The sequence below is a fragment of the Streptomyces sp. AA4 genome (genome assembly GCF_000158875.1).
Classification (GTDB): domain Bacteria; phylum Actinomycetota; class Actinomycetes; order Mycobacteriales; family Pseudonocardiaceae; genus Amycolatopsis.
Genome location: NZ_GG657746.1, coordinates 8,158,019 through 8,179,311 on the forward strand (window position 1 = coordinate 8,158,019; position 21,293 = coordinate 8,179,311).

The 21,293-nt window shown below is 69.2% G+C and carries 26 protein-coding genes; 9 read left to right on the forward strand and 17 right to left on the reverse strand.

The window, feature by feature from the left end:
• Nucleotides 1–17: 17 nt before the first annotated feature.
• The gene (locus tag SSMG_RS37300) at nucleotides 18–839 is read right to left on the reverse strand and encodes a helix-turn-helix transcriptional regulator (RefSeq protein WP_009084817.1); all 822 of its coding nucleotides are present in this window, start codon (nucleotides 837–839) and stop codon (nucleotides 18–20) included.
• 83 nt (nucleotides 840–922) lie between these two features.
• On the reverse strand, nucleotides 923–1,804 hold the full coding sequence (locus tag SSMG_RS37305) for a phosphoribosylaminoimidazolesuccinocarboxamide synthase (protein ID WP_009084818.1): 882 nt from the start codon (nucleotides 1,802–1,804) through the stop codon (nucleotides 923–925).
• A gap of 47 nt (nucleotides 1,805–1,851) precedes the next feature.
• On the opposite strand from SSMG_RS37305, the gene SSMG_RS44070 reads away from it, so the two are divergent.
• Nucleotides 1,852–2,646, forward strand: coding sequence for an S-adenosyl-l-methionine hydroxide adenosyltransferase family protein (locus SSMG_RS44070; RefSeq protein ID WP_078561034.1), 795 nt, complete (start codon nucleotides 1,852–1,854; stop codon nucleotides 2,644–2,646).
• Here SSMG_RS44070 and SSMG_RS37315 read toward each other — a convergent pair.
• Complete coding sequence (locus tag SSMG_RS37315; protein WP_009084820.1) at nucleotides 2,529–3,416, reverse strand: MOSC domain-containing protein; 888 nt, start codon at nucleotides 3,414–3,416, stop codon at nucleotides 2,529–2,531. The two genes, SSMG_RS44070 and SSMG_RS37315, sit on opposite strands and share 118 nt — an antisense overlap.
• Before the next feature lie 86 nt (nucleotides 3,417–3,502).
• On the opposite strand from SSMG_RS37315, the gene SSMG_RS37320 reads away from it, so the two are divergent.
• Nucleotides 3,503–4,024, forward strand: a complete 522-nt coding sequence (locus SSMG_RS37320; RefSeq protein WP_009084821.1) for an NUDIX hydrolase — start codon at nucleotides 3,503–3,505, stop codon at nucleotides 4,022–4,024.
• Here the strand turns inward: SSMG_RS37320 and SSMG_RS37325 are convergent.
• From SSMG_RS37325 to SSMG_RS37355, 7 genes are all read right to left on the reverse strand, one after another.
• On the reverse strand, nucleotides 3,984–4,724 hold the full coding sequence (locus SSMG_RS37325; RefSeq protein ID WP_009084822.1) for an amino acid ABC transporter ATP-binding protein: 741 nt from the start codon (nucleotides 4,722–4,724) through the stop codon (nucleotides 3,984–3,986). The genes SSMG_RS37320 and SSMG_RS37325 overlap by 41 nt on opposite strands.
• Nucleotides 4,721–5,461, reverse strand: a complete 741-nt coding sequence (locus SSMG_RS37330) for an amino acid ABC transporter permease (protein ID WP_009084823.1) — start codon at nucleotides 5,459–5,461, stop codon at nucleotides 4,721–4,723. The genes SSMG_RS37325 and SSMG_RS37330 overlap by 4 nt, the downstream gene beginning before the upstream one ends.
• Before the next feature lie 4 nt (nucleotides 5,462–5,465).
• Complete coding sequence (locus SSMG_RS37335; protein WP_037716164.1) at nucleotides 5,466–6,227, reverse strand: ABC transporter substrate-binding protein; 762 nt, start codon at nucleotides 6,225–6,227, stop codon at nucleotides 5,466–5,468.
• Nucleotides 6,228–6,247: 20 nt separating this feature from the next.
• A complete protein-coding gene (locus tag SSMG_RS37340) occupies nucleotides 6,248–7,051 on the reverse strand; it encodes an ABC transporter substrate-binding protein (protein ID WP_009084825.1) in 804 nt (267 codons plus the stop codon).
• Nucleotides 7,052–7,196: 145 nt separating this feature from the next.
• The gene (purB, locus tag SSMG_RS37345; RefSeq protein ID WP_009084826.1) at nucleotides 7,197–8,624 is read right to left on the reverse strand and encodes an adenylosuccinate lyase; all 1,428 of its coding nucleotides are present in this window, start codon (nucleotides 8,622–8,624) and stop codon (nucleotides 7,197–7,199) included.
• A 34-nt stretch (nucleotides 8,625–8,658) separates the two neighbouring features.
• Nucleotides 8,659–9,807 (reverse strand): galactonate dehydratase, encoded by a 1,149-nt coding sequence (gene dgoD, locus SSMG_RS37350; protein WP_009084827.1) that lies wholly within the window; start codon nucleotides 9,805–9,807, stop codon nucleotides 8,659–8,661.
• Between the two features lie 8 nt (nucleotides 9,808–9,815).
• Nucleotides 9,816–10,496 carry an SDR family NAD(P)-dependent oxidoreductase gene (locus tag SSMG_RS37355; protein WP_009084828.1) on the reverse strand — a complete coding sequence of 227 codons (681 nt, stop codon included), beginning with the start codon at nucleotides 10,494–10,496 and terminating at the stop codon, nucleotides 9,816–9,818.
• 79 nt (nucleotides 10,497–10,575) lie between these two features.
• On the opposite strand from SSMG_RS37355, the gene SSMG_RS37360 reads away from it, so the two are divergent.
• The 3 genes from SSMG_RS37360 to SSMG_RS37370 are packed head-to-tail and all read left to right on the forward strand — an operon-like array spanning nucleotide 10,576 to nucleotide 12,880.
• Complete coding sequence (locus SSMG_RS37360) at nucleotides 10,576–11,190, forward strand: bifunctional 4-hydroxy-2-oxoglutarate aldolase/2-dehydro-3-deoxy-phosphogluconate aldolase (protein WP_009084829.1); 615 nt, start codon at nucleotides 10,576–10,578, stop codon at nucleotides 11,188–11,190.
• Nucleotides 11,187–12,173 carry a beta-propeller fold lactonase family protein gene (locus SSMG_RS37365; RefSeq protein WP_009084830.1) on the forward strand — a complete coding sequence of 329 codons (987 nt, stop codon included), beginning with the start codon at nucleotides 11,187–11,189 and terminating at the stop codon, nucleotides 12,171–12,173. Before SSMG_RS37360 ends, SSMG_RS37365 begins: the two co-directional genes overlap by 4 nt.
• The gene (locus SSMG_RS37370) at nucleotides 12,170–12,880 is read left to right on the forward strand and encodes a FadR/GntR family transcriptional regulator (protein ID WP_009084831.1); all 711 of its coding nucleotides are present in this window, start codon (nucleotides 12,170–12,172) and stop codon (nucleotides 12,878–12,880) included. Before SSMG_RS37365 ends, SSMG_RS37370 begins: the two co-directional genes overlap by 4 nt.
• On the opposite strand, the gene SSMG_RS37375 is transcribed toward SSMG_RS37370, so the two are convergent.
• Nucleotides 12,856–13,788 carry a GlxA family transcriptional regulator gene (locus SSMG_RS37375; RefSeq protein ID WP_009084832.1) on the reverse strand — a complete coding sequence of 311 codons (933 nt, stop codon included), beginning with the start codon at nucleotides 13,786–13,788 and terminating at the stop codon, nucleotides 12,856–12,858. The genes SSMG_RS37370 and SSMG_RS37375 overlap by 25 nt on opposite strands.
• Nucleotides 13,789–13,859: 71 nt before the next feature.
• Here SSMG_RS37375 and SSMG_RS37380 point away from each other — a divergent pair, with 71 nt between their 5' ends.
• Nucleotides 13,860–14,516 carry an HD domain-containing protein gene (locus tag SSMG_RS37380; protein WP_037716167.1) on the forward strand — a complete coding sequence of 219 codons (657 nt, stop codon included), beginning with the start codon at nucleotides 13,860–13,862 and terminating at the stop codon, nucleotides 14,514–14,516.
• Nucleotides 14,517–14,529: 13 nt separating this feature from the next.
• Nucleotides 14,530–14,943: a RidA family protein gene (locus SSMG_RS37385; protein WP_009084834.1), complete on the forward strand. Its 414-nt coding sequence runs from the start codon at nucleotides 14,530–14,532 to the stop codon at nucleotides 14,941–14,943.
• A gap of 6 nt (nucleotides 14,944–14,949) precedes the next feature.
• On the opposite strand, the gene SSMG_RS37390 is transcribed toward SSMG_RS37385, so the two are convergent.
• Genes SSMG_RS37390 through SSMG_RS37400 form a run of 3 tightly spaced genes read right to left on the reverse strand, consistent with a single transcriptional unit; the run spans nucleotide 14,950 to nucleotide 16,784 of the window.
• Entirely contained in the window at nucleotides 14,950–15,555 is a 606-nt protein-coding gene (locus tag SSMG_RS37390; protein WP_037716169.1) for a TetR/AcrR family transcriptional regulator, read from the reverse strand.
• A 37-nt stretch (nucleotides 15,556–15,592) separates the two neighbouring features.
• The gene (locus tag SSMG_RS37395; protein ID WP_037716170.1) at nucleotides 15,593–16,282 is read right to left on the reverse strand and encodes a hypothetical protein; all 690 of its coding nucleotides are present in this window, start codon (nucleotides 16,280–16,282) and stop codon (nucleotides 15,593–15,595) included.
• A complete protein-coding gene (locus tag SSMG_RS37400) occupies nucleotides 16,275–16,784 on the reverse strand; it encodes a SigE family RNA polymerase sigma factor (protein ID WP_009084836.1) in 510 nt (169 codons plus the stop codon). The genes SSMG_RS37395 and SSMG_RS37400 overlap by 8 nt, the downstream gene beginning before the upstream one ends.
• Nucleotides 16,785–16,925: 141 nt before the next feature.
• On the opposite strand from SSMG_RS37400, the gene SSMG_RS37405 reads away from it, so the two are divergent.
• Nucleotides 16,926–17,942 carry a low specificity L-threonine aldolase gene (locus SSMG_RS37405; protein ID WP_009084837.1) on the forward strand — a complete coding sequence of 339 codons (1,017 nt, stop codon included), beginning with the start codon at nucleotides 16,926–16,928 and terminating at the stop codon, nucleotides 17,940–17,942.
• A 16-nt stretch (nucleotides 17,943–17,958) separates the two neighbouring features.
• Nucleotides 17,959–18,540, forward strand: a complete 582-nt coding sequence (locus tag SSMG_RS37410) for an HAD family phosphatase (protein ID WP_037716172.1) — start codon at nucleotides 17,959–17,961, stop codon at nucleotides 18,538–18,540.
• A 69-nt stretch (nucleotides 18,541–18,609) separates the two neighbouring features.
• On the opposite strand, the gene SSMG_RS37415 is transcribed toward SSMG_RS37410, so the two are convergent.
• The 3 genes from SSMG_RS37415 to SSMG_RS37425 form a co-directional block, all read right to left on the reverse strand.
• Nucleotides 18,610–18,795 carry a hypothetical protein gene (locus SSMG_RS37415; RefSeq protein ID WP_037354113.1) on the reverse strand — a complete coding sequence of 62 codons (186 nt, stop codon included), beginning with the start codon at nucleotides 18,793–18,795 and terminating at the stop codon, nucleotides 18,610–18,612.
• Between the two features lie 124 nt (nucleotides 18,796–18,919).
• Nucleotides 18,920–20,086 (reverse strand): pyridoxal phosphate-dependent aminotransferase, encoded by a 1,167-nt coding sequence (locus SSMG_RS37420; RefSeq protein ID WP_009084841.1) that lies wholly within the window; start codon nucleotides 20,084–20,086, stop codon nucleotides 18,920–18,922.
• Nucleotides 20,087–20,128: 42 nt separating this feature from the next.
• A complete protein-coding gene (locus tag SSMG_RS37425) occupies nucleotides 20,129–21,274 on the reverse strand; it encodes a transglycosylase SLT domain-containing protein (RefSeq protein ID WP_009084843.1) in 1,146 nt (381 codons plus the stop codon).
• Nucleotides 21,275–21,293 lie beyond the last annotated feature (19 nt).

Genomic DNA, 21,293 nt, shown 5'->3' on the forward strand with positions numbered 1-21,293 from the left:
CCAGCCCCCACTCTGCCCTACGGCACCGACAATTTCCGCAGCGCCGACTCCAGCAGGGCGTCCGTCTCGGGCTTCGGCAAGGCCAGTTCCAGCAACGTTTCCGCCACCTCGCGGTATTTCGCCACGCGCGCGGGACTCGAACTGCTCGCGCTTTCGCGCAGCAACCGCTCGTGGACGATCGAGGGCAGGTCCGCGAAATCGAAAATCGTGAACGCCCTGCCCAGATCGGGTCGGCGGTCCGCCGGGATCACCCGCACGTCGGCCTTGCCTTCCGCCCACCTCTCGCGCAGGTGCCACAGCTGTTCCGCCATCGCTTCCGCGCCGCCGATCCTCTTGTGCAGCGCCGCTTCCCCCAGCACCAGCACACACCGCGTACCCGAATCGAGCACCGCTCGCCGCGACAGCCTCTCGGCTACCCGCGCTTCCACTTCGTCCTCGACAGCGCCCGCCGCACTCGACAGCAACGCTCGCGCGTACCCGCTCGTCTGCAGCAACTGCGGCACCGCTTCCGGCTCCCAGCAGAACACTGCCTCCGCCGTGCGTTCCCACTCCAGGTACGGCTCTTCTCCGCCGCTGTCTATCCAGTCCTGCTCTCGCGCTCCTCGCGCCATCTCCACTATTCGCCTGCGGTCCGGCCCGACCACCCTGCAGTGCGCCAGTACCGCTCCGATGTCCTCCGGCTTCGGCAGCCGCAGTCCTCTTTCCCAGTTCGTCACGAAACCAGGCGTCATCCCCAGCAACCGGGCCAACTCTCTTACACCCAGTCTTCTTCTCTCCCGCGCCGCGCGTAACTCCAGGCCCAATGCCCTCGCGCGCGGTGTTGCGTACGGTGTGGTCATGGTTGCAGTGTGTCAGGGGGTGCCGACAGTTTTCGGGGTTCTCTCCCTGGGCTCCTCGGCTGCTTCCTCGGCCTGCCCCCGTCCTACAGCCAGTCCTCCAACGACAACCCCGTCATCCTCTCGTACGCCTCCACGTACCTTCCCCTCGTCGCCTCCACCACTTCACTCGGCAACGGCGGCGGCTGCACATTCGACGCCCTGTCCCAGCCCGACTCCGGCCCCGTCAGCCAATTTCGCACGTACTGCTTGTCGAACGACGGCTGCACCCTTCCCGGCTCGTACCCCTCCGCCGGCCAGTACCTCGACGAATCCGGCGTCAGCACTTCGTCCGCCAGCACCAGCGCGCCCGTCTCGTCCACGCCGAACTCGAACTTCGTGTCCGCCAGCAGGATTCCGCGCTTCGCCGCCACTTCCGCTCCACGGCGGTACACCGCGAGCGTCGCCTCGCGAAGCTCCTCCGCCCGCTTCGCACCGATAGTCGCGACCACTGCGTCGAACGAAACGTTCTCGTCGTGCTCGCCGAACGCCGCCTTCGTTGCCGGCGTGAAGATCGGCGAAGGCAGCTTCGAGGCCTCTACGAGACCTTCAGGCAGCTCTACTCCGCACACTGCGCCCGTACGCTGATAGTCCGAGTACCCGGACCCCGTGAGGTATCCGCGCGCGACAGCTTCCACCGGAAGCATGTCGAGACGGCGTACGAGCAGCGCGCGCCCGCGTACCTCGGCGGGGATGCGCGGGTCGTCGTACGCGACGAGGTGGTTCGGGATCAGGTCCGACAGCTGCTCGAACCAGAACACGCTCATCGCCGTGAGCACGCGGCCCTTGTCGGGGATGGGCGTGTCCAGGATGAAGTCGTAGGCGGAGATGCGGTCCGAGGTGACCAGCAGCAGGTGGTCGTCCCCGACCGCGTACAGGTCCCGGACTTTTCCGGCGGCGATCTTCGGGTAATCGGCGAGCGTCGTCACTGCTGCACCCTAACCCGAGCACCGCTACCGCGAGGATGATGCAGGTCATGGCCTACCGCTGGATTTCGTTCACCTCCGACTACGGGCTGCACGACGGCTTCGTGGCCGCCTGCCACGGGGTCATCGCTGGCATCGCGCCCGACGTACGCGTTCTCGACGTAACCCACCTCGTCCCGCCGCAGCAGGTGCGCTCAGGCGCGGCAGTGCTCGCGCAGACCGTGCCGTCGCTGCCTAAGGCCGTACACCTGGCTGTTGTCGACCCAGGCGTCGGTACGGAGCGCCGTGGCATCGTGGTGGACGCTGCGCACGGCATCCTGGTCGGCCCGGACAACGGTCTGCTCTTACCGGCCGCAGAAGCGCTAGGCGGCGTGTACGCGGCGTACGTGATCGACGTGCGCACGCCGGTGTCCGCGACCTTTCACGGCCGCGACATCTTCGCTCCCGTCGCCGCGAAGCTCGCGCTCGGCGCGCACCCCGGCTCCTTCGGACCCGCCATCCGCGACCTGGTGCGCCTGCCAGAACCGCTGGTCGCGGCGTTCCCCGGCAAGCTCGTGTCGGACGTGCTGACCGTCGACCACTTCGGCAACGTCCAGCTCGCCGCTACGCCCGCCGACCTCGACCTAACCGGGTTGACCGGTGAGGTGACGGTGCACAGCGAGCACGTCGCGGTGTCCGCCACGATCGGCCGGACCTTCGCCGACGTCCCGCGGGGCGCGAACCTCGTCTATCCCGATTCGGCGGGGAAGCTGGCCGTCGCGGTCAACGGCGGTTCGGCGGCTTCGGTGCTGCGGATCGGACCGGCCGAGGAATGCACGATCACTGCGTCGCCGACCGCCAGCTGACCCGGCCGGGTGACCGCCGCCTTCATGCCGAAGAGGACGCCGCCGGACGGGTCCCGGTGGTACGCGGCGAGGGAGCGAATCGGCTCCGGGCCGGAGCGCTTGCCGGTTTCCTGATCGACCATCGGCACCGCGCACCGGACGCACAGCTGCGCGTAGGCGAATTCGACGCCGCCGGCTTCCATCCGGCGCACCGCGTCCTCGGCATGCGGTTCCGCCCAGCCGCGGATCACGAGGTTGGGCCGGAATCGGTCCATCGGCACCGGCTCGGCTCCGCGCTGCGCGATCCGCTCGTTCAGGTGGTCCAAAGAGGACTCGGAGATGACGAGGATCGCGTGGCCGTCGGCGAACCTCGCGGTCCCGCGGGTCTCCCCGCTCGTGACGCGGTCATGCTCCGGGGTGACGCCGAGCAGCACGGACGGCTGACCCAGCACGGTGGAGAACCACTCAGCGGCGTCGGGGCCCTGGTGGACGCCCTCGCCGGTCCAGTTGAAGGTGGACGCGGGGTGCCGCCGGCCGTCCTTCTGGACCTCGATGGTCAGGTCCTCGACCCCGGGCGCGGACAGGGCGAGCCGGGTGCCGCCGTCGAGGACGCGGGGCCGGATGGCGGCCATGCCGGGGAAGCGGCGCTGGCTGCGAAAGTCGCCGTCGGCCGCGGCGACGATGAACTCCCGGTCGTGCGCGAGACCGGCCGGGGTCACGTCGGCGGACTGGACTGTCGTCCCGGCGCAGCCTTTGACCGGGTAGTACGTGAGCCGCGAGATCGTCCCCATGGGGTTCACGGTACCTGTCGGTCCGGAGGGAACTGGGGCGCACGATCCCGTCGTGGACCACCGGCGCGCCGGTACCCTGCGAACTCGTGGAGCTGCTGCCGTTCGACGAGTATGTGCGCTCGCTGCCGCGGAAGCGGATGTCGGCAGGCATCTTGCTCCGCGACGAAACCGGACGCGTCCTGCTCGTCGAGCCGTCCTATAAGGACAGCTGGGACATACCCGGCGGAGTGTGCGACGCGGGCGAACCGCCGTGGCGCACGGCGCGCCGGGAACAAGCCGAGGAAATCGGGATCGACCGCCCGCTCGGTCCACTGCTGGTCATCGACTACGCACCGGACGACGGCCGGATGCCAGAAGGGCTCGCGTTCATCTTCGACGGCGGGCGAATTTCCGCGGCGGAAACCGCCCGTCTCACCCTCACTGACCCGGAAATCCTCGCCGTGCACCTGCTGCCGATCGACGAGGCAGCTCAGCGAGTAGCCCCGCCGCTGGCCCGGCGGCTCCAGGTGGCCTGGGAAGCCGCCGGGACCGGCGACAGTTGCCTCCTCTGCGAGGACGGCCGTCCCCTCACAGCACCTGCGACAGGAACTGCTGCAACCGAGGACTAGCCGGCGCCTCGAACATCTGCTCCGGCGTCCCCTGCTCCACGATCCGCCCCGCGTCCATGAACGCGACCTCGTCCGCCACGCTTCGGGCGAAGCCCATCTCGTGGGTCACCACGATCAGAGTGAGACCACGCGAAGCCAGCCCGGCCATCAGGTCAAGGACGCCCTTCACCAGCTCCGGGTCCAGCGCGCTCGTGGCCTCGTCGAAGAGCATCACTTCCGGTTCCATCGCCAGCGCACGGGCGATCGCCACCCGCTGCTGCTGGCCGCCGGACAGTGCGGCCGGGCGGTACGGGGCCTTGTCCGCAAGGCCGACCTCGGCCAGCCGCGCCCGGGCGACCTCGGTCGCGTCCTCTTTGGACAGACGGCGCACGCTGCGCAGCGGCAGGACGATGTTGTCCAAAACAGACCGGTGCCCGAACAGGTTGAAGTGCTGGAACACCATCCCGACCCGCTGGCGCAAGGCGTCCGGATCCGAGGCGATGACGCTTTCGCCGTCCAGCAGCAGGTCGCCGCTGTCCGGTTCCTGCAGGCGATTCACGCACCGCAGCAAGGTCGATTTGCCGGAACCGGACGGGCCGATCACGCACGTGGTGCTCCCGCTCGGCACCTTCAGGTTCACCCCGCGCAGCACCTCCAGCGTCCCGAAGCGGACGTGGATGTCGCGCAATTCCACCGAAGACGAACGAATCGCTGTACTCATACCGTCCCGCTCGCGATCATTTCCTTGGTCTCCGTGGGCACCTTTCGACCGGTTTGCAACCGTTTGTCGATGTAGTTCACCAGGTGCGTCAGCGGGACCGTGATCACCAGGTACACGACCCCGGCGGCGACCAGCGGCGACAGGTTGCCCGTGTTGGCCGCGAGGTCCTGGCCGATCCGGAACAGTTCCCGTTGCGAGGTAAGGAAACCGAGGAAGTACACCAGGGTCGAGTCCTTCACCAGCGCGATGAACTGGTTCACCAGCGCGGGCAGCACCCGCCGCACGCCCTGCGGGATCACCACCAGCAGCATCGCCTTGGTGTAGCTCATGCCGAGCGCGCGGCTCGCCTCCAGCTGTCCTTTGTCGACACTCTGGATGCCCGCCCGGAAAATCTCGCCGATGTACGCGGCGGCGATCAGGCTCAGCGCGGCGATGCCCAGCGGGTACGGGTTGTTGCCCACCAAACCGCGAGCGAGCAGGCCGACGCCCTGGCCGATCACGAGGATCGTCAGGATCGCGGGCAGGCCGCGGAAAATGTCCGTGTACACCCGCGCGGGCCAGCGAAGCCAGCGTTTGGTGGACAGGCCCATCACCGCGAGCACCATGCCGAGCAGGGTCCCGATAATAGCCGCCGCCACCGACAGGATCAGGGTGTTCAGCAGGCCGGTCTTGAGCAGGTCCGGGAAAACTTCCCAGATGTACTGCCAGTTGAGGAAGGTGTTGAAAAACTGATCCATCAGGCTACTTCGTCTTGAAATCCGCCGGAACCGGAATGTTCGGCTCGAACTGCTGGTGCACCTTCGCCCAGGTGCCGTCCGCGACGGCCTTCTTGATGCCGTCGTTCAGCTTGCCCAGCAGCTCCGTATTGCCCTTCCGCACCGCGTACCCGTGCGGGATGCTGGTCGTGATCGCCTTCGTCACCTTCAGCTCGGGGTTCTTGCTCGCGTAGTCCTCCGCGGACACCTGGTCGAACACCGCGCCGTCGATCGCCGAGGACTTCAGCGCGCTCAGCGCCGCCGCGTCGTTCGGGAAGCGGACCGCCTGTGCCTTCGGCGCGTTCGCGGCGAGCCAGGTGTCCGACACCGTGCCCTGCACCACGCCGATCCGCTTGCCCGCCAACGAGTTCTCGTCCGAAATGCCCGCGGTAGCCTTCGCCTCGATGCCGAGCGACTGGTAGTTGTACGGGTCGCTGAACGCCACCGTCTTCTTGCGCGCTTCGGTCTGCGCGATCGCCGAACTGCCGATGTCGAACCGGCCGTTCGCGACGCTGCCGAGCAGCGCGGAGAAGTCCGTCGACACGAATTCCAGCTTCAGGCCTTCCTTCGCGGCGATATCCTTCAGCAGCTCATTGTCGAAGCCGGTGAATTGGCCGTTCTCCTGGTACGCGTTCGGCCGGGAATCGCTCAGCGTGCCGACCCGCAGGGTCTCGCCCGCGTCGCCACCGCACGCGGTGAGACCGGCGACCAGTGCCGCCGCGAGGGCGGTGACGATCAGTTTTTTCATGCCACCAGTGTGCCCGCGCATCAGGAGTTCGCCACCGGGAGGCCCGGTCCGCCCTTCTCCAGCTCCTTCGCGACCGGCGCCTGCTTGAAGAACTGCGCGTGCAGCCGGGCCGCGGTGCCGTCGGCGATCGCCTTGGCCAGACCGTCGTTGATCTTCTTCAGCAGTTCGGTGTTGGACTTGGCGACCGCGAAGGCCGACGGGGTGTCCTTGTCCGCGACGGTGTAGCCGAATTCGAGCGGAACGGCCGGGTTCTGATCAATGTACTTCTGGCCGATGTCCTTCGGCACGACCCAGCCGTCGAGACCGCCGGTCTTCAGCTGCGCGAAACCGGCGTTGTAGTCCGGGAACCGGACGACCTGCGCACCGGCGAGCTTTCCGGCGAACTCGTCCTGGACCGAACCCTGCACGACGCCGACCCGCTTGCCCGCGAACGAGTTCGCGGCGGGCAGCGCGGCGCCCTTCTTGCTGACGACGGTGGTGTAGCTGGTGTCGTAGCCGTTGCTGAACGCCACGGTCTTCTTGCGCGCGGCGGTCGCGGAGATCGTCGAGCTGCCGATGTCGAACTGGCCGCCGGCGACCTTGGCGAGCAGGCCGGAGAACTCGGTGCCGACGAACTCGACCTGGAAGCCCTCGCGCTTGGCGATGTCCCGCAGCAGTTCGTTGTCGTACCCGGTGAACTGACCGTTTTCGAGGTAGATGCTGGGCGGGGCGTCGGTGAGCGTGCCGACGCGCAGGGTCTGCCCAGAAGCGTCCGAGGATCCGCACGCCGTGAGGCCCGCGGTAGCGGCGACGACGACGGCGAGCGTGCTGAGGATCTTTCTCATGACTTCTTCCTGAATATCCGGGGTGCGCAGACAAGAAGCGCCAGGCCGCGGGTCGGCGGCCTGGCGCTTCCGGGTTCGGCACGAAGACTAAAAGCTTCGCCCGATCGAGTAATGCCGTCTCAGCACGTGGACGACGTGCGCGCACTCACAGAATCGGCTGCGGCGCGTACGCCGCGGCGTCCGGGAATCGCTTGAGCACGTCCTCGACGCGCGCCGCGACTTCTTCGACCTGGCGAGGGGCCACGCCGGTGAACGAGATCCGGTCGGCGAGGAGTTCGTCCAGCTCAGCGCGGTCGAGCGGGATCCGGTCGTCGGCCGCGAACCGGTCGAGCAGGTCGTTCTCGACACCGCGTTCGCGCATCGCGAGGGCGACCCCGACGGCGTTCTCCTTGATCGCCTCGTGAGCCGCCTCACGCCCGACGCCCCGGCGCACCGACGCCATGAGCACCTTCGTGGTCGCCAGGAACGGGAGATAGCGATCAAGCTCACGCTCGACCACGGCCGGGAACGCGCCGAATTCGCCGAGCACAGTGAGGAAGGTCTCGAGCAGGCCGTCGAGCGCGAAGAACGCGTCCGGCAGCGCGACGCGGCGCACCACGGAATCCGAGACGTCGCCCTCGTTCCACTGGTCGCCGGCCAGTTCGCCGATCATCGACAGGTACCCGCGCAGCACCACGGCGAGGCCGTTGACGCGCTCGCAGGACCGGGTGTTCATCTTGTGCGGCATGGCCGACGACCCGACCTGGCCCGGTTTGAAGCCCTCGGTGACCAGCTCGTGCCCGGCCATCAGCCGGATCGTCTTGGCGAGGCTGGACGGCGCGGCGGCGAGCTGGACCACAGTGGACAGTACGTCGAAGTCGAGCGAGCGCGGGTACACCTGCCCGACGCTGACGAACCGGTTGCCGAAGCCGAGGTGCTCGGCGATCTTCGTCTCCAGCTGGTCCAAAGTGGACTCGTCGCCGAGCAGGTCGAGCATGTCCTGCGCGGTGCCGACCGGGCCCTTGATGCCGCGCAGCGGGTAGCGCTCGATCAGGTTGTCCAGCCGGGAGAACGCGACGAGCAGCTCGTCGGCGGCGGTCGCGAAGCGCTTGCCGAGCGTGGTCGCCTGCGCGGCGACGTTGTGCGAGCGGCCGGCCATCACCAGGTCGGAGTGCTCGACGGCGAGCGCGGCCAGCCGGGACAGCACCGCGGCGACGCGCGCGCGGACCAGTTCCAGCGACCGCAGCTGCTGCAGCTGCTCGACGTTCTCGGTGAGGTCGCGCGAGGTCATGCCCTTGTGCACGTGCTCGTGCCCGGCGAGGGCGTTGAACTCCTCGATCCGGGCCTTCACGTCGTGCCGGGTGACGCGTTCGCGGGCGGCGATCGAGTCGAGGTCGACCTGCTCGACCACGCGCTCGTAGTCGTCGAGGACGCCGTCGGGCACCTCGACGCCCAGCTCGGCCTGAGCCCGCAGCACGGCGAGCCACAGCCGCCGCTCGAGCACGACCTTGCGTTCGGGCGACCAGAGCGCCACCAGCTCAGGTGAGGCGTAGCGGGCGGCGAGCACGTTCGGAATGCGGGGCTTGTCCGTCACGCGGCCACGATACCTGCGCAGGTCAGCGGGGCGGTCACCACTCCGTGAAGCTGCCGTCGGGCAGCCGCCACACGGGCGACCGCCAGGCGTGTCCGGCCTCGTCGGCGCGGCGGACAGCCTCCTCGTCCACCTCGATGCCGAGGCCGGGCGCGGTCGGACGCGCGGCGTAACCGTCGATGAACTGGAACAACGCGTCGTCGGCGAGATAGGCGACCGGCTCGCGGCCGTCGTGGTAGTGCATGCCGAGGCTTTGCTCCTGGATCAGGAAGTTCGGCGTCGCGAACGCCACCTGCAGCGCGGCGGCCAGCGAGATCGGGCCGAGCGGGCAGTGCGGGGCGAGGTTCGCGCCGTACACCTCGGCCAGCGCGGCGATCCGGCGCAGCTCCGAGATGCCGCCCGCGTGCGACGGATCCGGCTGCACCACGGCGACGCCCGCGTCCAGCACCGGTTTGAACTCCCAGCGCGAGAACAGCCGTTCCCCGAGCGCGATCGGCACCGTCGAGGCCTCGACCACCGATTTGACGACGTCGGCGGGCAGTTCCGGCAGCACCGGCTCCTCGACGAACATCGGCTGTACTTCTTCGAGCATCTTCACCAGCCGCCGTGCCATCGCGGGCGAGACGCGGCCGTGGAAGTCGATCGCCAGGTCCCGGTCGGGTCCGAGCGCTTCCCGGGCCTCTCGCGCGCGGGCCAGTGCGGCAGCAGCTTCGGCCGGGGCGGCGATCGGCCCGAGGGGACCCGCGACGTTCATCTTCACCGCGGTGAACCCCCGCTCGACCTGCGCGGACACCGCGTCGAAGATCCCCGACGGACGATCGCCGCCGACCCACGAATACACCCGCACGCGATCGCGCACCGGACCGCCGAGCAGCTCGTGCACCGGAGCGTTCCGGGCCTTGCCCGCGATGTCCCACAACGCCTGGTCGAACCCGGCGAGCGCGCTGGAAAGCACCGGACCGCCGCGGTAGAAACCGCCGCGCCGCAGGACCTGCCAGTGGTCCTCGACGCGCAGCGGATCCTTCCCGATGAGCAGCTCGGCCAGCTCGTGCACGGCCGCGCGGACGGTCCCGGCGCGTCCTTCCACGACCGGTTCGCCCCAGCCGGCGATGCCCTCGTCGGTGCTGATCTTGAGGAACAACCAGCGCGGCGCGACGAGGAATGTCTCGATCCCGGTGATCTGCACCTTGTCTCCTAAGCGGAATCTTTCGCGGCCGACCAGCCGCCGTCGACGGTCAACTCGGCGCCCGTGACGAACGACGCCGAGGACGAGAGCAGGAAAGCGATCACCGCGGCGACTTCGGCGGGGTCGCCAAGCCGACCGGCGGGGGTCGCGCGGGCGCTGCGTTCGCGGTCTTCCTCGCTGATCCGGCTCCACGCTTCGGTCTGCACCGGCCCCGGGAGCACCGAATTCACCCGGACCTCCGGCGCGTACTCCACGGCCAATTGCCGGGCCAGAGACACCAACGCGCCCTTGCTGGCCGCGTATGCCGGGTGTCCAGGAAGCCCGAAATGCGCGTGTACCGAGGAAACCAGCACCACCGAGCCGCGCCGGGCGCGCAGCGAAGGCAGGAAGGACCGCACGGCGAGGTACGCCGCGGTGAGGTTCACGTCGAGCTGTCGTTGCCATTGCGCGCGGTCGGTTTCGTGCAATGGCCCCAAAGTCGGCACGCACGCGTTGCTGACCACAGCATCGACTTCGCCCGCTAGTTCAAGAACCCGTTGCCACGTCTCGTCTTCGGCCACGTCGCCCTGTACGCCGCCGGGCACCGGGGCGAGGTCGACGCCGATTACCCGGTAGCCGTCGGCTTCGAGCTGGAGGGCGGTCGCGGCTCCGATCCCGGACGCCGCACCGGTCACCACGGCAGTGCGCATGGTTCGCAAGCATGCCGCACTGCTCCACGGTCGGCAAGAATAATTAGTAATTTATAATTTGCCTGCTAGGCTGGCCGGCATGGGATACCGGTGGGAGATCACGCGGGAAGCGGTGCGGCAGGGCGTCGTCGGGATCGTGCGGACGGCGGACGCCGCCTCCGCCGTGACCGCCGCGCGGGCTGTGCTCGACGCTGGGTTGAAGTCGGTCGAGATCCCGCTCACCAACGCCGGTGCGCTCGTCGCGATCGAGGAGCTGAGCGCCGCGTATCCGGACGCCACGATCGGGGCCGGCACGGTGCTCGACGAATCGTCCGCGACGGCCGCGATCCGTGCGGGGGCCCGGTTTCTCGTGTCTCCGTCACTGCACACCGAGGTGTTGCGTACCGCTCATCGGTACGGCGTCGCGGCGTTGCCGGGCACCGGTTCGGTCACCGAAATCGTGCGCGCGATGGAGGAAGGTGCCGACGCCGTAAAGGTTTTCCCCGCTTCCGCTCTCGGTCCGCAGTGGGTCAAGGACGTGCGCGCCGCGCTTCCGCAAGCCCCGCTCGTGCCGACGGGTGGAATCGCTCCCGAGGACGTGCCACGCTGGCTCGACGCGGGCGCCGTCGCCTGCGGGATCGGGTCGGCGCTGACCCGTGGCTCCGCTGAGGACATCCGGGCCCGAGTGGCCGCACTGGTGAGGGAGAGCTCGTGAGCGACGTCGTACTCGTCGGCTGCCGTACCGCCGAAACCGGCGGAAACGGTACGGGAATCGCGGTTTTCCGGCGCTCCGGCGGCGAGTTGATCGCGGATTCGACGGTGCCGATGGTGTCGCCGACCTGGCTGACCCAGCATCCCGCGCTGCCGATGGTGTACGCGGTCAACGAGACGAGCTACGGCGAGATCACCTCCGTTTCGGTCGAGGACGGCCTGGTCGCGCTCGACGTCGTCGAGTCCGGCGGGGCCAGCCCGTGCCATCTCGCGGTGACGCCGGACGGCCGGTTTCTGTTGTGCGCCAACTACGGCGGCGGCAGCCTCGCCGTGTTCGCCCTGCGCGAGGACGGCCGGATCGACGGACGCACGGATCTGGTGCAGCACACCGGAAGCGGGCCGCGCGCGGACCGGCAGGAGGGCCCGCACGTCCACATGGCGGTGTCGTCGGCGGACAGTTCGGTGGTGAGCGCCGTCGATCTGGGCACCGACGAAATCCGCAGCTACACGCTGTCTCCCGAAGGAAAACTGACTCCGCTGGCGGTTTCGTCGCTGCCTCCGGGCACGGGACCGCGACAGCTCGTGCGCGGCGCGGACGGAATCGCTTACGTGGCCGGAGAATTGTCGGGCGAGCTGATTACGATGCGGGAGACTTCGCCGGGAGAGTTCGCGTTCGTCGAAGCGACCCCGGCTACCGCGGCGGGCGGCGAATCCCTGGTGGCGCACCTGGAAGTGCTCGATTCGGGGATCTACCTGTCGAACCGCGGCCCGGAATGCATCACGTCGTTCGCCGGGAATCCGCTGCGCGCGACGGCCGATCAGCCGTGCGGCTCGTACCCGTGGAACTTCGCCGTCGCGGACGGATTGTGCTACACCGCCGCGTTCAAGGACGACGTCGTTTCCGTTTTTCCCTTGAAGGAACTCGGAAACGCGGAGGTCCGCAAGTACCCGACCGGCTCCCCGACGTGCGTGCTCCCGCTCCGGTGACCGACCATCGCCCTCGCGGCCTGCACGGACAGACCGTGGAAACGCTCGCCGCGCGCATTCTGTCCGGCGACTGGCGCGAGGGCATGGTGCTGGACCTTCCCGCGTTGCGCGAGGAGCTGGACATCAGCCTCACCGCGCTGCGGGAAGCGTTGAAAGTGCTGGCAGCGAAGGGAATGATCGGCGCCCGACAGAAGCACGGCACGTTCGTGCAGTCGCGCGAGAACTGGCAACTGCTCGACGCCGACGTCATGCGCTGGCAAACCACCGCGCGCGGAAACGCCGGTCTGCTGGACGAATTGGCCGAGGTCCGCGCCGTGGTCGAGCCCGCTGCCGCGCGGATGGCCGCCGAGCGCGCGACCGCCGAAGACCTTGCCGCGCTTGAATCCGCGCTCGAGGCGATGGTGGCCGCGCCGGATCTGGAGGCGAGCGTCGAGGCGGATTTGGCGTTTCACCGCAGCCTGCTGACCGCCGCACACAACAACTTCCTGCTCCAGATCGAACGCGTCATCGCGATCGGCCTGGCGGAGCGGGACAAACTCGTCCACAGCGCCGGTCCCACCGACGATCCGGTCCCGAGCCACCGCCGGGTGCTCGACGCGATCGCCGCGCACGACCCGGTCGGCGCGGAAACCGCGATGCTGGATCTGCTGGCCACCTCCGCCGCCGACGCACAACGAGCGGGTCAGGAAGTGAACGCGCGCCGGTAAGCCGTCGGCGTGGTCCCGAGCGTCCGCCGGAAGTGCAGCCGCAGGTTGGCCGGGGTGCCCAGGCCGCACTCCCGCGCGACCCGGTCCACCGAATGGTCCGTGGTTTCGAGCAGTTCCCGCGCCTTGCCGAGCCGGGCGTTGAGCAGCCACTGCAACGGCGTCGTCCCGGTTTCCTCGGCGAACCGGCGCAGGAAAGTGCGCTGCGACATCTCCGCGTGCCGCGCGAGCAGCCGGATGCTGAGCGATTCGTCCAGTCGCTGCAACGCCCATTCCCGCGTCGCCGACAACGACGCGTCGCCAGCGTCCGCGAGCGGAGCGGGCACGTACTGGGCTTGGCCGCCTTCCCGATGCGGAGCGGCCACCAGACCGCGCGCGATCCGATTCGCGACCGCGGCACCCAGGTCGCGGCGCACGATGTGCAGGCACAGGTCGATGCCGCAGCACACGCCAGCCGACGTGAGCACGTCGCCCTCATCGACGTAAAGCACATCCCGATCGACCTGGACCGACGGGTATTCCCGCTCGAATTCGTCGAGATACTCCCAATGCGTCGTGGCGTGCAAGCCGTCCAGCACTCCCGCCGCGGCCAGCGCGAACGCACCCGTGCAGATGGACACCACCCGCCGTCCCCGGTCGCGCGCCTCGGCCAGCAACTCGACCGCTGCTTCCGGCGTCTCGGGGATGGGGTCGTACCCCGGCACGATCACCGTGTCCGCCGCGCGCAGCTCCTCGATTCCGCCCTCGGCGGCCAGCGCGAACCCAGCGCTGGTGGAGACCGTCGGGCCGAGCGCGCACAGCGTCATCTCGTAGTGCGTTTGCGGGCGGGAGTGAAACACCTGCGCCGGGATCGCGAGGTCCAGCGGAAGGACCCCGTCGAGCGCCAGCACCGCGACCCGATGCACCGTCATGGCAAGATTCTATCGAAGTACGGCAAACTTGCCACTCACCAGGTCAGCGGGGTGCGGGCCACGCTGAAACCATGACCGAACTCCTTCCGGACCCGGTGGTCGCGCTGCCCGCGACTCCGCTGGCGGACGCCGTCCTCGAGGTCGTCCGCCCGGTGGAATCGCAGTCAGTGTTCAACCACAGCGTCCGTACCTACCTGTTCGCGCGGCTGGTCGCCGACCGGCTGGCCGGGCCCGGCTTCGACGACGACCTGCTGTTCGCCGCGTGCGTGATGCACGACCTCGGCGTGGCGCCGGACGGTCCGCACGTGGAACGCTTCGAGGTCGAAGGTGCCGAACGGGCGGCCGAATTCCTTGTCCGGCAAGGAATCTCCACCGCGGACGCCGACCAGGTCTGGCAGGCCATCGCCTTGCACACCACCGCGGGCATCGCGGAACACCGCGGTCCGCTGTGCGTACTCGTCCGCGCCGGGGTCGCCGTCGACTTCGGCGGTCCGATCGGCACCCAGTACCTCGACGCCGTCACCGACGAGCAGGGCGAGGCGATCCACGCCGCCTATCCCCGGCTGGAGATGGTCCGCTCGCTCACCGACGCGATCGTCGCGCAGGCCGCGAAAAACCCGCGGAACGCACCGATTCCGTCCGTCCCCGCCGATTTCCTGCGGGAACGCGCGGCGGACGGCGAAACCCGGCTGGAACGCGCCAGCCACTCGTCCCGCTGGGGCGTCTGAGAAAGGAAGCCGCATGCACGCCGTCACCATCCCCGAGGACTCCGAGGTGTTCGGACCGTCCGGGGCCTCCGCCTTCTCCCGCTTCGGCTACTCGGCCGCCGTCCGCGCGGGCAACCTCCTCTTCATCGCGGGGACGATCGGCCGCCGCCCGGACGGGGAGATCGCGGAAACCATCGAGGAACAGACCGAGATCGCGCTCCGCCGGATCGAGGAAATCCTCCGCCTGGAAGGCCTCGATCTGTCCGCGCTGGTCGACGTTACGAGCTACCACGTCGACATCCGCCAGCATCTGCCCGGTTTCCTGGAAGCCAAGAAGCGCCTGGTCACCGCCGAGCCGTACCCGGCGTGGTCGATGATCGGCGTCAGCGGGCTCGCCAGCCCGGGGCTGTTGATCGAAATCCGCGCCACCGCGGCGTATCGAGAGTGACTGTCCTCAGTGGACGGTCTCGGCGAGCGCGGTCCGCAGCATCCGCCCGGCGGCGGCGCGCGGAGCCGGGTCGACCGCGATCAGCGCGTTCACCACGGCCCCGTCGACCAGCGCGACCAGCCGGTCCAGCTCGTCCTTGGCCACCGGCGTCCCGGAACGCGCGAAGATCTCCGTCAGCAGTTCGTTGAGCTGCTGGGACAGCGTCCGCATCAACGGGCGCAGGTACGGCCGCCGTCCGGTCGCGACCAGGCGTTCGTAGCGCAGCAGGACCGCCTCGGCGTCGGCTTCCGGGTCGCCGCTCTGCGGGCCGAGCAGCATGTCCAGGACGAGTTCCACGGTCGCCTGCACGCCCCGGTTCCGGGTCGTCAGGTCTTCCAGCTGCCGTCGCCCGTTGGCCAGTTCGGTCTGCCCGTGGTGCTCCACCGCGGCGGTGACGAGTTCTTCCAGCGAGTCGAAGTAGTACGTCGTGGACGCCAGCGGCAGGCCCGCCCGCTCGGCGACCGCACGGTGCCGGACCGCGTCGAAACCGCCCTCGGCCAGCAGCTCAGCGGCGGCTTCGACGAGCGCGGCCCGTCGTCGCTCGCCCTTCGGAGTCGTGGCTGCTGCCGTCATGCCCGGATATTCTGCCAGCCGGGCGGTGAGCCGCCGATCAGAACCGGGGGGCGAGCGACGCGGCGAACCGCGCCAGGTCGGTTGCGTACGGTGCTGGACGGCCGGCAGTCCCCGGCACGCTGACCAGCACGAGAGTTCCGCCACTGCCGGTTCGCTGACGCACGGTGACGGCTCCGGCCGGTTGCGTGGGCACGTTCACCGCGGCTCCGCGCGCGAACACCGCCGCGCCGATCATCCCGTCCGGAAGCGGGAACCCCGCGCCGCGCGACGACGTCGTACAAACGCTGCCTGGGGAAGCCTGCGCGGCGTTCAAGTGGCCTGGGAGCTCGCCAGCGAGGGCAGTGGCGAGCTCCCAGTCCACCCGTCCGCACCCGGAGGTGCCTTCGACCCGAGGGCCGGTCCTCCCGGTTTCGCCGGCTCCCTGCCGAGACGGCTGCCCCGGGAAGTCATCCCCAGTGCTGAAAGGACGCGCCGCCGGCCCGCCGGGTTGCACCGGTGCGGCTACGGAATTCGCGCCCGAATCGGACTTCTCGCTCGAAATGCCCACAATTCCCCAGGTGCCGAACCCCGCGGCCACGAGCACGGCGGCCGCGCCGGCGGTGATCCGGTTGCGCCGGCGCACCGTCTCGCGCTTCGAACGGCGCACCACGTCCTCGACCGAGAAGGTCGGCGGCGGCACCTCGCCGGGAACGGCGGAGAACAACGTCTCGGCTTCCCGCTCATCCATTGGTCTCCACCTCCCGTTCCAGCACCTGGCGCAGATTCGCCAACCCGCGCGCCGTCTGGCTCTTCACATTGCCCTCGCTGCAGCCCAGCGCCGTCGCCGCGGCCCCGACGTCCAGTCCGTCGAAGAACCGCAGCACCAGCACCGCCCGCTGCTTGGGCGGTACTTCCTTGAGCGCCGCGAGCAGGTCCTCACGGGTCGCGACGCGTTCGGCGAGCCCGGGACTGTCGTCAACGGGCTCGGGCAGCACCTCGGTCTGCCGCTCCCGCCGCCACGGACGGCGGGATTCGTCGATGACCGCGCGCACCAGCGTCTTGCGCACGTACGCGTCGGTCGCCGCGCGGTCTCTGATCTTCTTCCACCTCCGGTGCAACGCGACGAACGCCGTCTGCGCGAGGTCGTCGGCCTTGTGCCAATCCCCGCACAGCAGATAGGCGGTCCGGCGCACAGCGTCCCTCTTCGCGGCGAAGTACTCCGCGAACTCCTGTTCGTCGCGCTGGTCCACGCGCTTTGCCGCTCCGCTCTGGCCATGTCCGGTGAAGGGACGGATCCGGGGGCGTCCACGGTTGCACGTCCGGCCGGAAACGTTCCACCCCCCGCCGCATTGATGCCGCGCCCGCCGGTGTGATGTGATCGGACTGTGACCATGACTGGGCAGCTGATCGACTTCCGTTCCGACACCGTCACCCGCCCGGACGCGATCATGCGCGCGGCCATGGCCGAGGCCGAGGTCGACGACAACGTCATCGGCACCGACCCGACCATCGCCGAGCTGGAGCGCCGGGCCGCGCAGACGCTCGGGATGCCCGCGGCGCTGTGGACGCCGAGCGGGACGATGGCGAACCTGATCGCGCTGAGCGTCCACCTCCAGCGCGGCGACCGCTTCCTCGCGACCCGCGGCGCGCACGTGCTCGTCAACGAACTCGGCTCAGCTGCCTGGCTGGCCGGCGGCATGCCGGACATCCTCGAACACGACGCGGGCCCCGGCCGGTGCCTGCCGGAAACGCTCGAAGCCGCGATCGGCAACCCCGGCCCGTACTTCACGCTTCGCACCACGCTGCTGTGCCTGGAGAACACGCACAACGCGGCCGGCGGCGCGGTCACTCCGCCCGACGAGCACGCGCAGCTGCTGTCCGTCGCGAAGCAGGCCGGGCTCACCGTGCACCTCGACGGCGCGCGGATCTGGCACGCGGCGGTCGCGCTGCAGGTGCCGCCCGCGGCGCTGACGGTCGGCGTCGATTCCGTGTCGGCGTGCTTCAGCAAGGGCCTCGGCGCGCCGGTCGGGTCGGTCCTCGCGGGCAGCGTCGAGTTTGTCGAAAAGGCCCGCCGGATGCGGCAAATGCTCGGCGGCGGCGTGCGGCAGGGCGGAATTCTCGCCGCGGCGTGCCTGGTCGCCTTGGACCGCGTGGACGAGCTGGCGGAGACGCACGAGTTCGCGAAACGGCTGGCCGACGGCCTCTCCGAGCACGGATGGGACGTGCGAGCACCGGACACCAATATCGTTCTGGCCGGGGTGCCGGACGTGCCGACCGCGCTGAACTGGCTCGGCTCGCTCGGCATCCAGGCTCTGCCCATGGCGGGCAAGGTGCGGTTCGTGACCCACCGCGACCTGTCGTCCGCCGACATCGCCGAAGCACTGCACCGGATCAAAGCCGGTGCCTGAACCCTGGGGGACTCGGGTGACCAACTGGATCGTGTTCGACTACGGCGAGGTGCTCAGCGTCCGCACCGGCGCGGTGCCGAAGCTGGCGGCCGCCATGGGCGTCGCGCCCGAGACGTTCGAGCCGGTGTACTGGAGCGTGCGCGACCCGTACGACCGCGGCTGCACCGATCTGGAGTACTGGACGTCGATCGGCGACCAGGTGGGCGTGAAGGTGGACGACGCGCTGTCGGCCGAACTGACCGCGCTCGACGTCGCGGGCTGGGGACAGCTCGCGCCGGGATCGCTGGACCTGCTGCAGTCGCTGTCCGACGCCGGAGCCTCGCTCGCGTTGCTGTCGAACGCGCCGTCGGCGTTCGGCGTCTGGGTGCGCGAGCAGGAATGGTCGAAGCTGTTCAAGCACACGCTGTTCTCCGGCGACGTGAAGGTCGCGAAGCCGGACGCCGAGATTTTCCAGCTGCTCCTGGACAAACTGGGTGCTAAGCCGGACGAGTGCCTGTTCTTCGACGACCGCCAGGTCAACATCGACGGCGCCCGCGCGGTCGGAATCCGCGCACACCTGTGGGACGGTGCCGAGGCCGCCCGCGCGGCACTGGGCTGAATCGCGAACGGCTCCCGCGCCTTTCCGGTGCGGGAGCCGTCTCGTCTGCTCAGTATGGTTCGGCGCCGGTCAGCGGGTGATCCGCTTCGACTGCTTCTTCCCGGTGATCGCCCCGTAGGCCGCGGTGCCCAGGAACAGCACCCCGCCGATGATGCCGATCCACAGCACGGCCTTGAACACGAAGCCGATCACTGACCCGAGCACCATGAAGGCGATCCAGGCCACGACGAGCGCTCCGACGATCTTCCAGAACATGGCTCCTCCGATGCCGTTTCCGCGCCACGTCGGCCCGGTGCCCTCCAGCGTGCCATCCGTGCGACGGAAACTCTCTCCATCTGGCCAACGTTCAGGGAAAGCTCGGGGTTCCCCCTGACCGGTTTCACCCCAGCCAGGCACCCAGCCGGCGCAGCCCCTCGGTCACGTCCTCGGTCGCGCCCGCGAAGGAAAACCGCACGTAGCGGCCTCCGTCGACCGGGTCGAAGTCGATGCCCGGGGTGATCGCAAGGCCGGTGTCGGCGAGCAATCGCTGGCACCAGCTCAGGCTGTCGGTGGTGTGGTCGGAGACGTCGGCGTAGGCGTAGAACGCGCCGTCGGCCGGGGCGAGCTTGTCGAGACCGATCTCGCGCAGTCCGGCGAAGAGCAGGTCGCGGTTGCGCCGGTAGTGCTCGACGTGCGCGTCCGCCTCGGCGTACGACTCCGGCGTGAACGCCGCGACCGCCGCGTACTGCGAAACCGCGGGTGGGCAGATGGTGAAGTTGCCGGTCAGGACGTCGACCGCGCGGTGCAGCCGCTGCGGCACCAGCATCCAGCCGAGCCGCCAGCCGGTCATCGCGAAGTACTTCGAGAACGACCCGAGCACCAACGCTTCCCGGCCGTACTGCCAGGCGCAATCGAGCTCCTTGCCGTACGAGATGCCGTGGTAGATCTCGTCGCTGATCAGCTGCACGCCGTGCGAGGCGCACCAGCCGGAGATCGCGGCCAGCTCGCCGGGCGGCAGCACGGTCCCGGTGGGGTTGCTGGGACTCGCGACGATGAGCCCGTCGATCGGCCCGAGCCGGTCGAGAAGCTCGACGGTCGGCTGGAAATTCGTCTCGGCGGTGGTCGCGAACTCCACGACCTCGCAGCCGAGGACGTTCAGCAGATTCCGGTACGCCGGATAGCCCGGGCGGGCCATCGCGACCCGCGCGCCGGGGTCGAACGCGCTGAGGAACGACAGCAGGAACCCGCCGGACGAGCCGGTGGTCATGACGACGTCGGACGCGGTCACGTCGAGGTCGTAGGTGCGCCGGTAGTGCCCGGCGACGGCTTCGCGCAGCTCAGGAATGCCGAGCTGTTCGGTGTAGCCGAGAGTGTGCGCCTTGAGCGCTTCCTGGGCGGCTGCGAGGACCGCTGTCGGAGCGGGCACGGACGGCTGCCCGGCGGCCAGCGAAATCAGGTCGCCGTGGCTGCGCTGCCGGGCCTGCGCCGCGGACAGCACGTCCATCACGTGAAAAGGAGGCACGCCTGCCCGCAACGCGGGCCCGCCGAAAGCACCGATGTCGACCATGCGGCCAGGCTAACCGGCGGGACCGCGTGCGGGGTGCGCCCGTCAGTAACCGCGGTACGCGCCGCCGTGCGCCATCGCCTGGATGCCCGGCACGTTGCCGATCGAGCCGTACCGGTCGATCGAGTACCGCACGCCGGCGATGATGTTGTCGACCGGGTTGTAGATGTTGTCGTGCCCGGGCAGCTTGTGCGCGTTGAACGTCGAGTCGATGCACTGCATCAGGCCCTTGGACGGATGCCCGGCCGCGGCGTTGGAATCCCAGTTGTTGATCGCGTTCGGGTTGCCGCCGGACTCGTGCTGGATGATCGCCCAGATGTTCTTGATGTCCGCGTCGGTCACGTTCACGCCCGCGGCCTGCAATTCCTTGATCGCTTCCTGGATCCACTGCTGGACGTTGCCGGGAGGCGGAGAGGAAGGCGGACCGCCGCTGGGGCCGAGACCGCCGCCGCCTCCGCTGGCGCCCCCGCCACCGCCGCCGTGGTGACCGCCTCCGCCGCCACCGCCACCGCCGCCGTGTCCGGTGTGCAGGCCGCCGGTGCTCTGCGGGATGGTGCCGTCGGAGTTCGGGAGCGGGACCTGCGAGTAGCCGCCGGTGATCTGGGTCTGCATCAACTGCTGCGACTTCTTGACCATGTCGTCGGCCTGGTTAAGCAGCGGATCGATGGTCTGTTCGGCAGTCGTGGCGTTCGTTTGGTTGGCCTTGTTCGCCTCGTCGATGATGGACTGCGACGTCGGACTGGGCGCCGGGCCCTTCTTGTCCGACTTGGCGTACTCCGCCTCGGCCGCCTGCGCCTTCTGCGCTTTCTCCGACTCTTCCTTGATGCGCTTGTCGATCGCCGACTTGGCGGTGTTGAAGGCCTCGGTGACCTTGCTCTTGATCCCCCCGAGGTCGCTCGACAGCTGGGTCAGGTCCTTGCCGACGTCGTCAAGATGCCCCTGCACCTTGTCGCCCGCTTTGGTGATCTGAGTGACGTACTCGACGAAGGCGTCCGCTGCCGGACCCTCCCACACGCCGCCCGCCAACGACTTGGCGGAATTGTTCAGCGCGGCGCTGTGGTCGCCCGCCTGCTTCGCGGCGTTGCTGAACTGCTGCCCGGCCTTGCTGATCGCGTCCGGGTTGATCTTGTCGACCTTCTGGGCCTTTTCGACGATGCCGTTCCAGTTCGGCGGGTAGTCGATCAGCGCCATGCTCCAGCCCCCTCGTGCC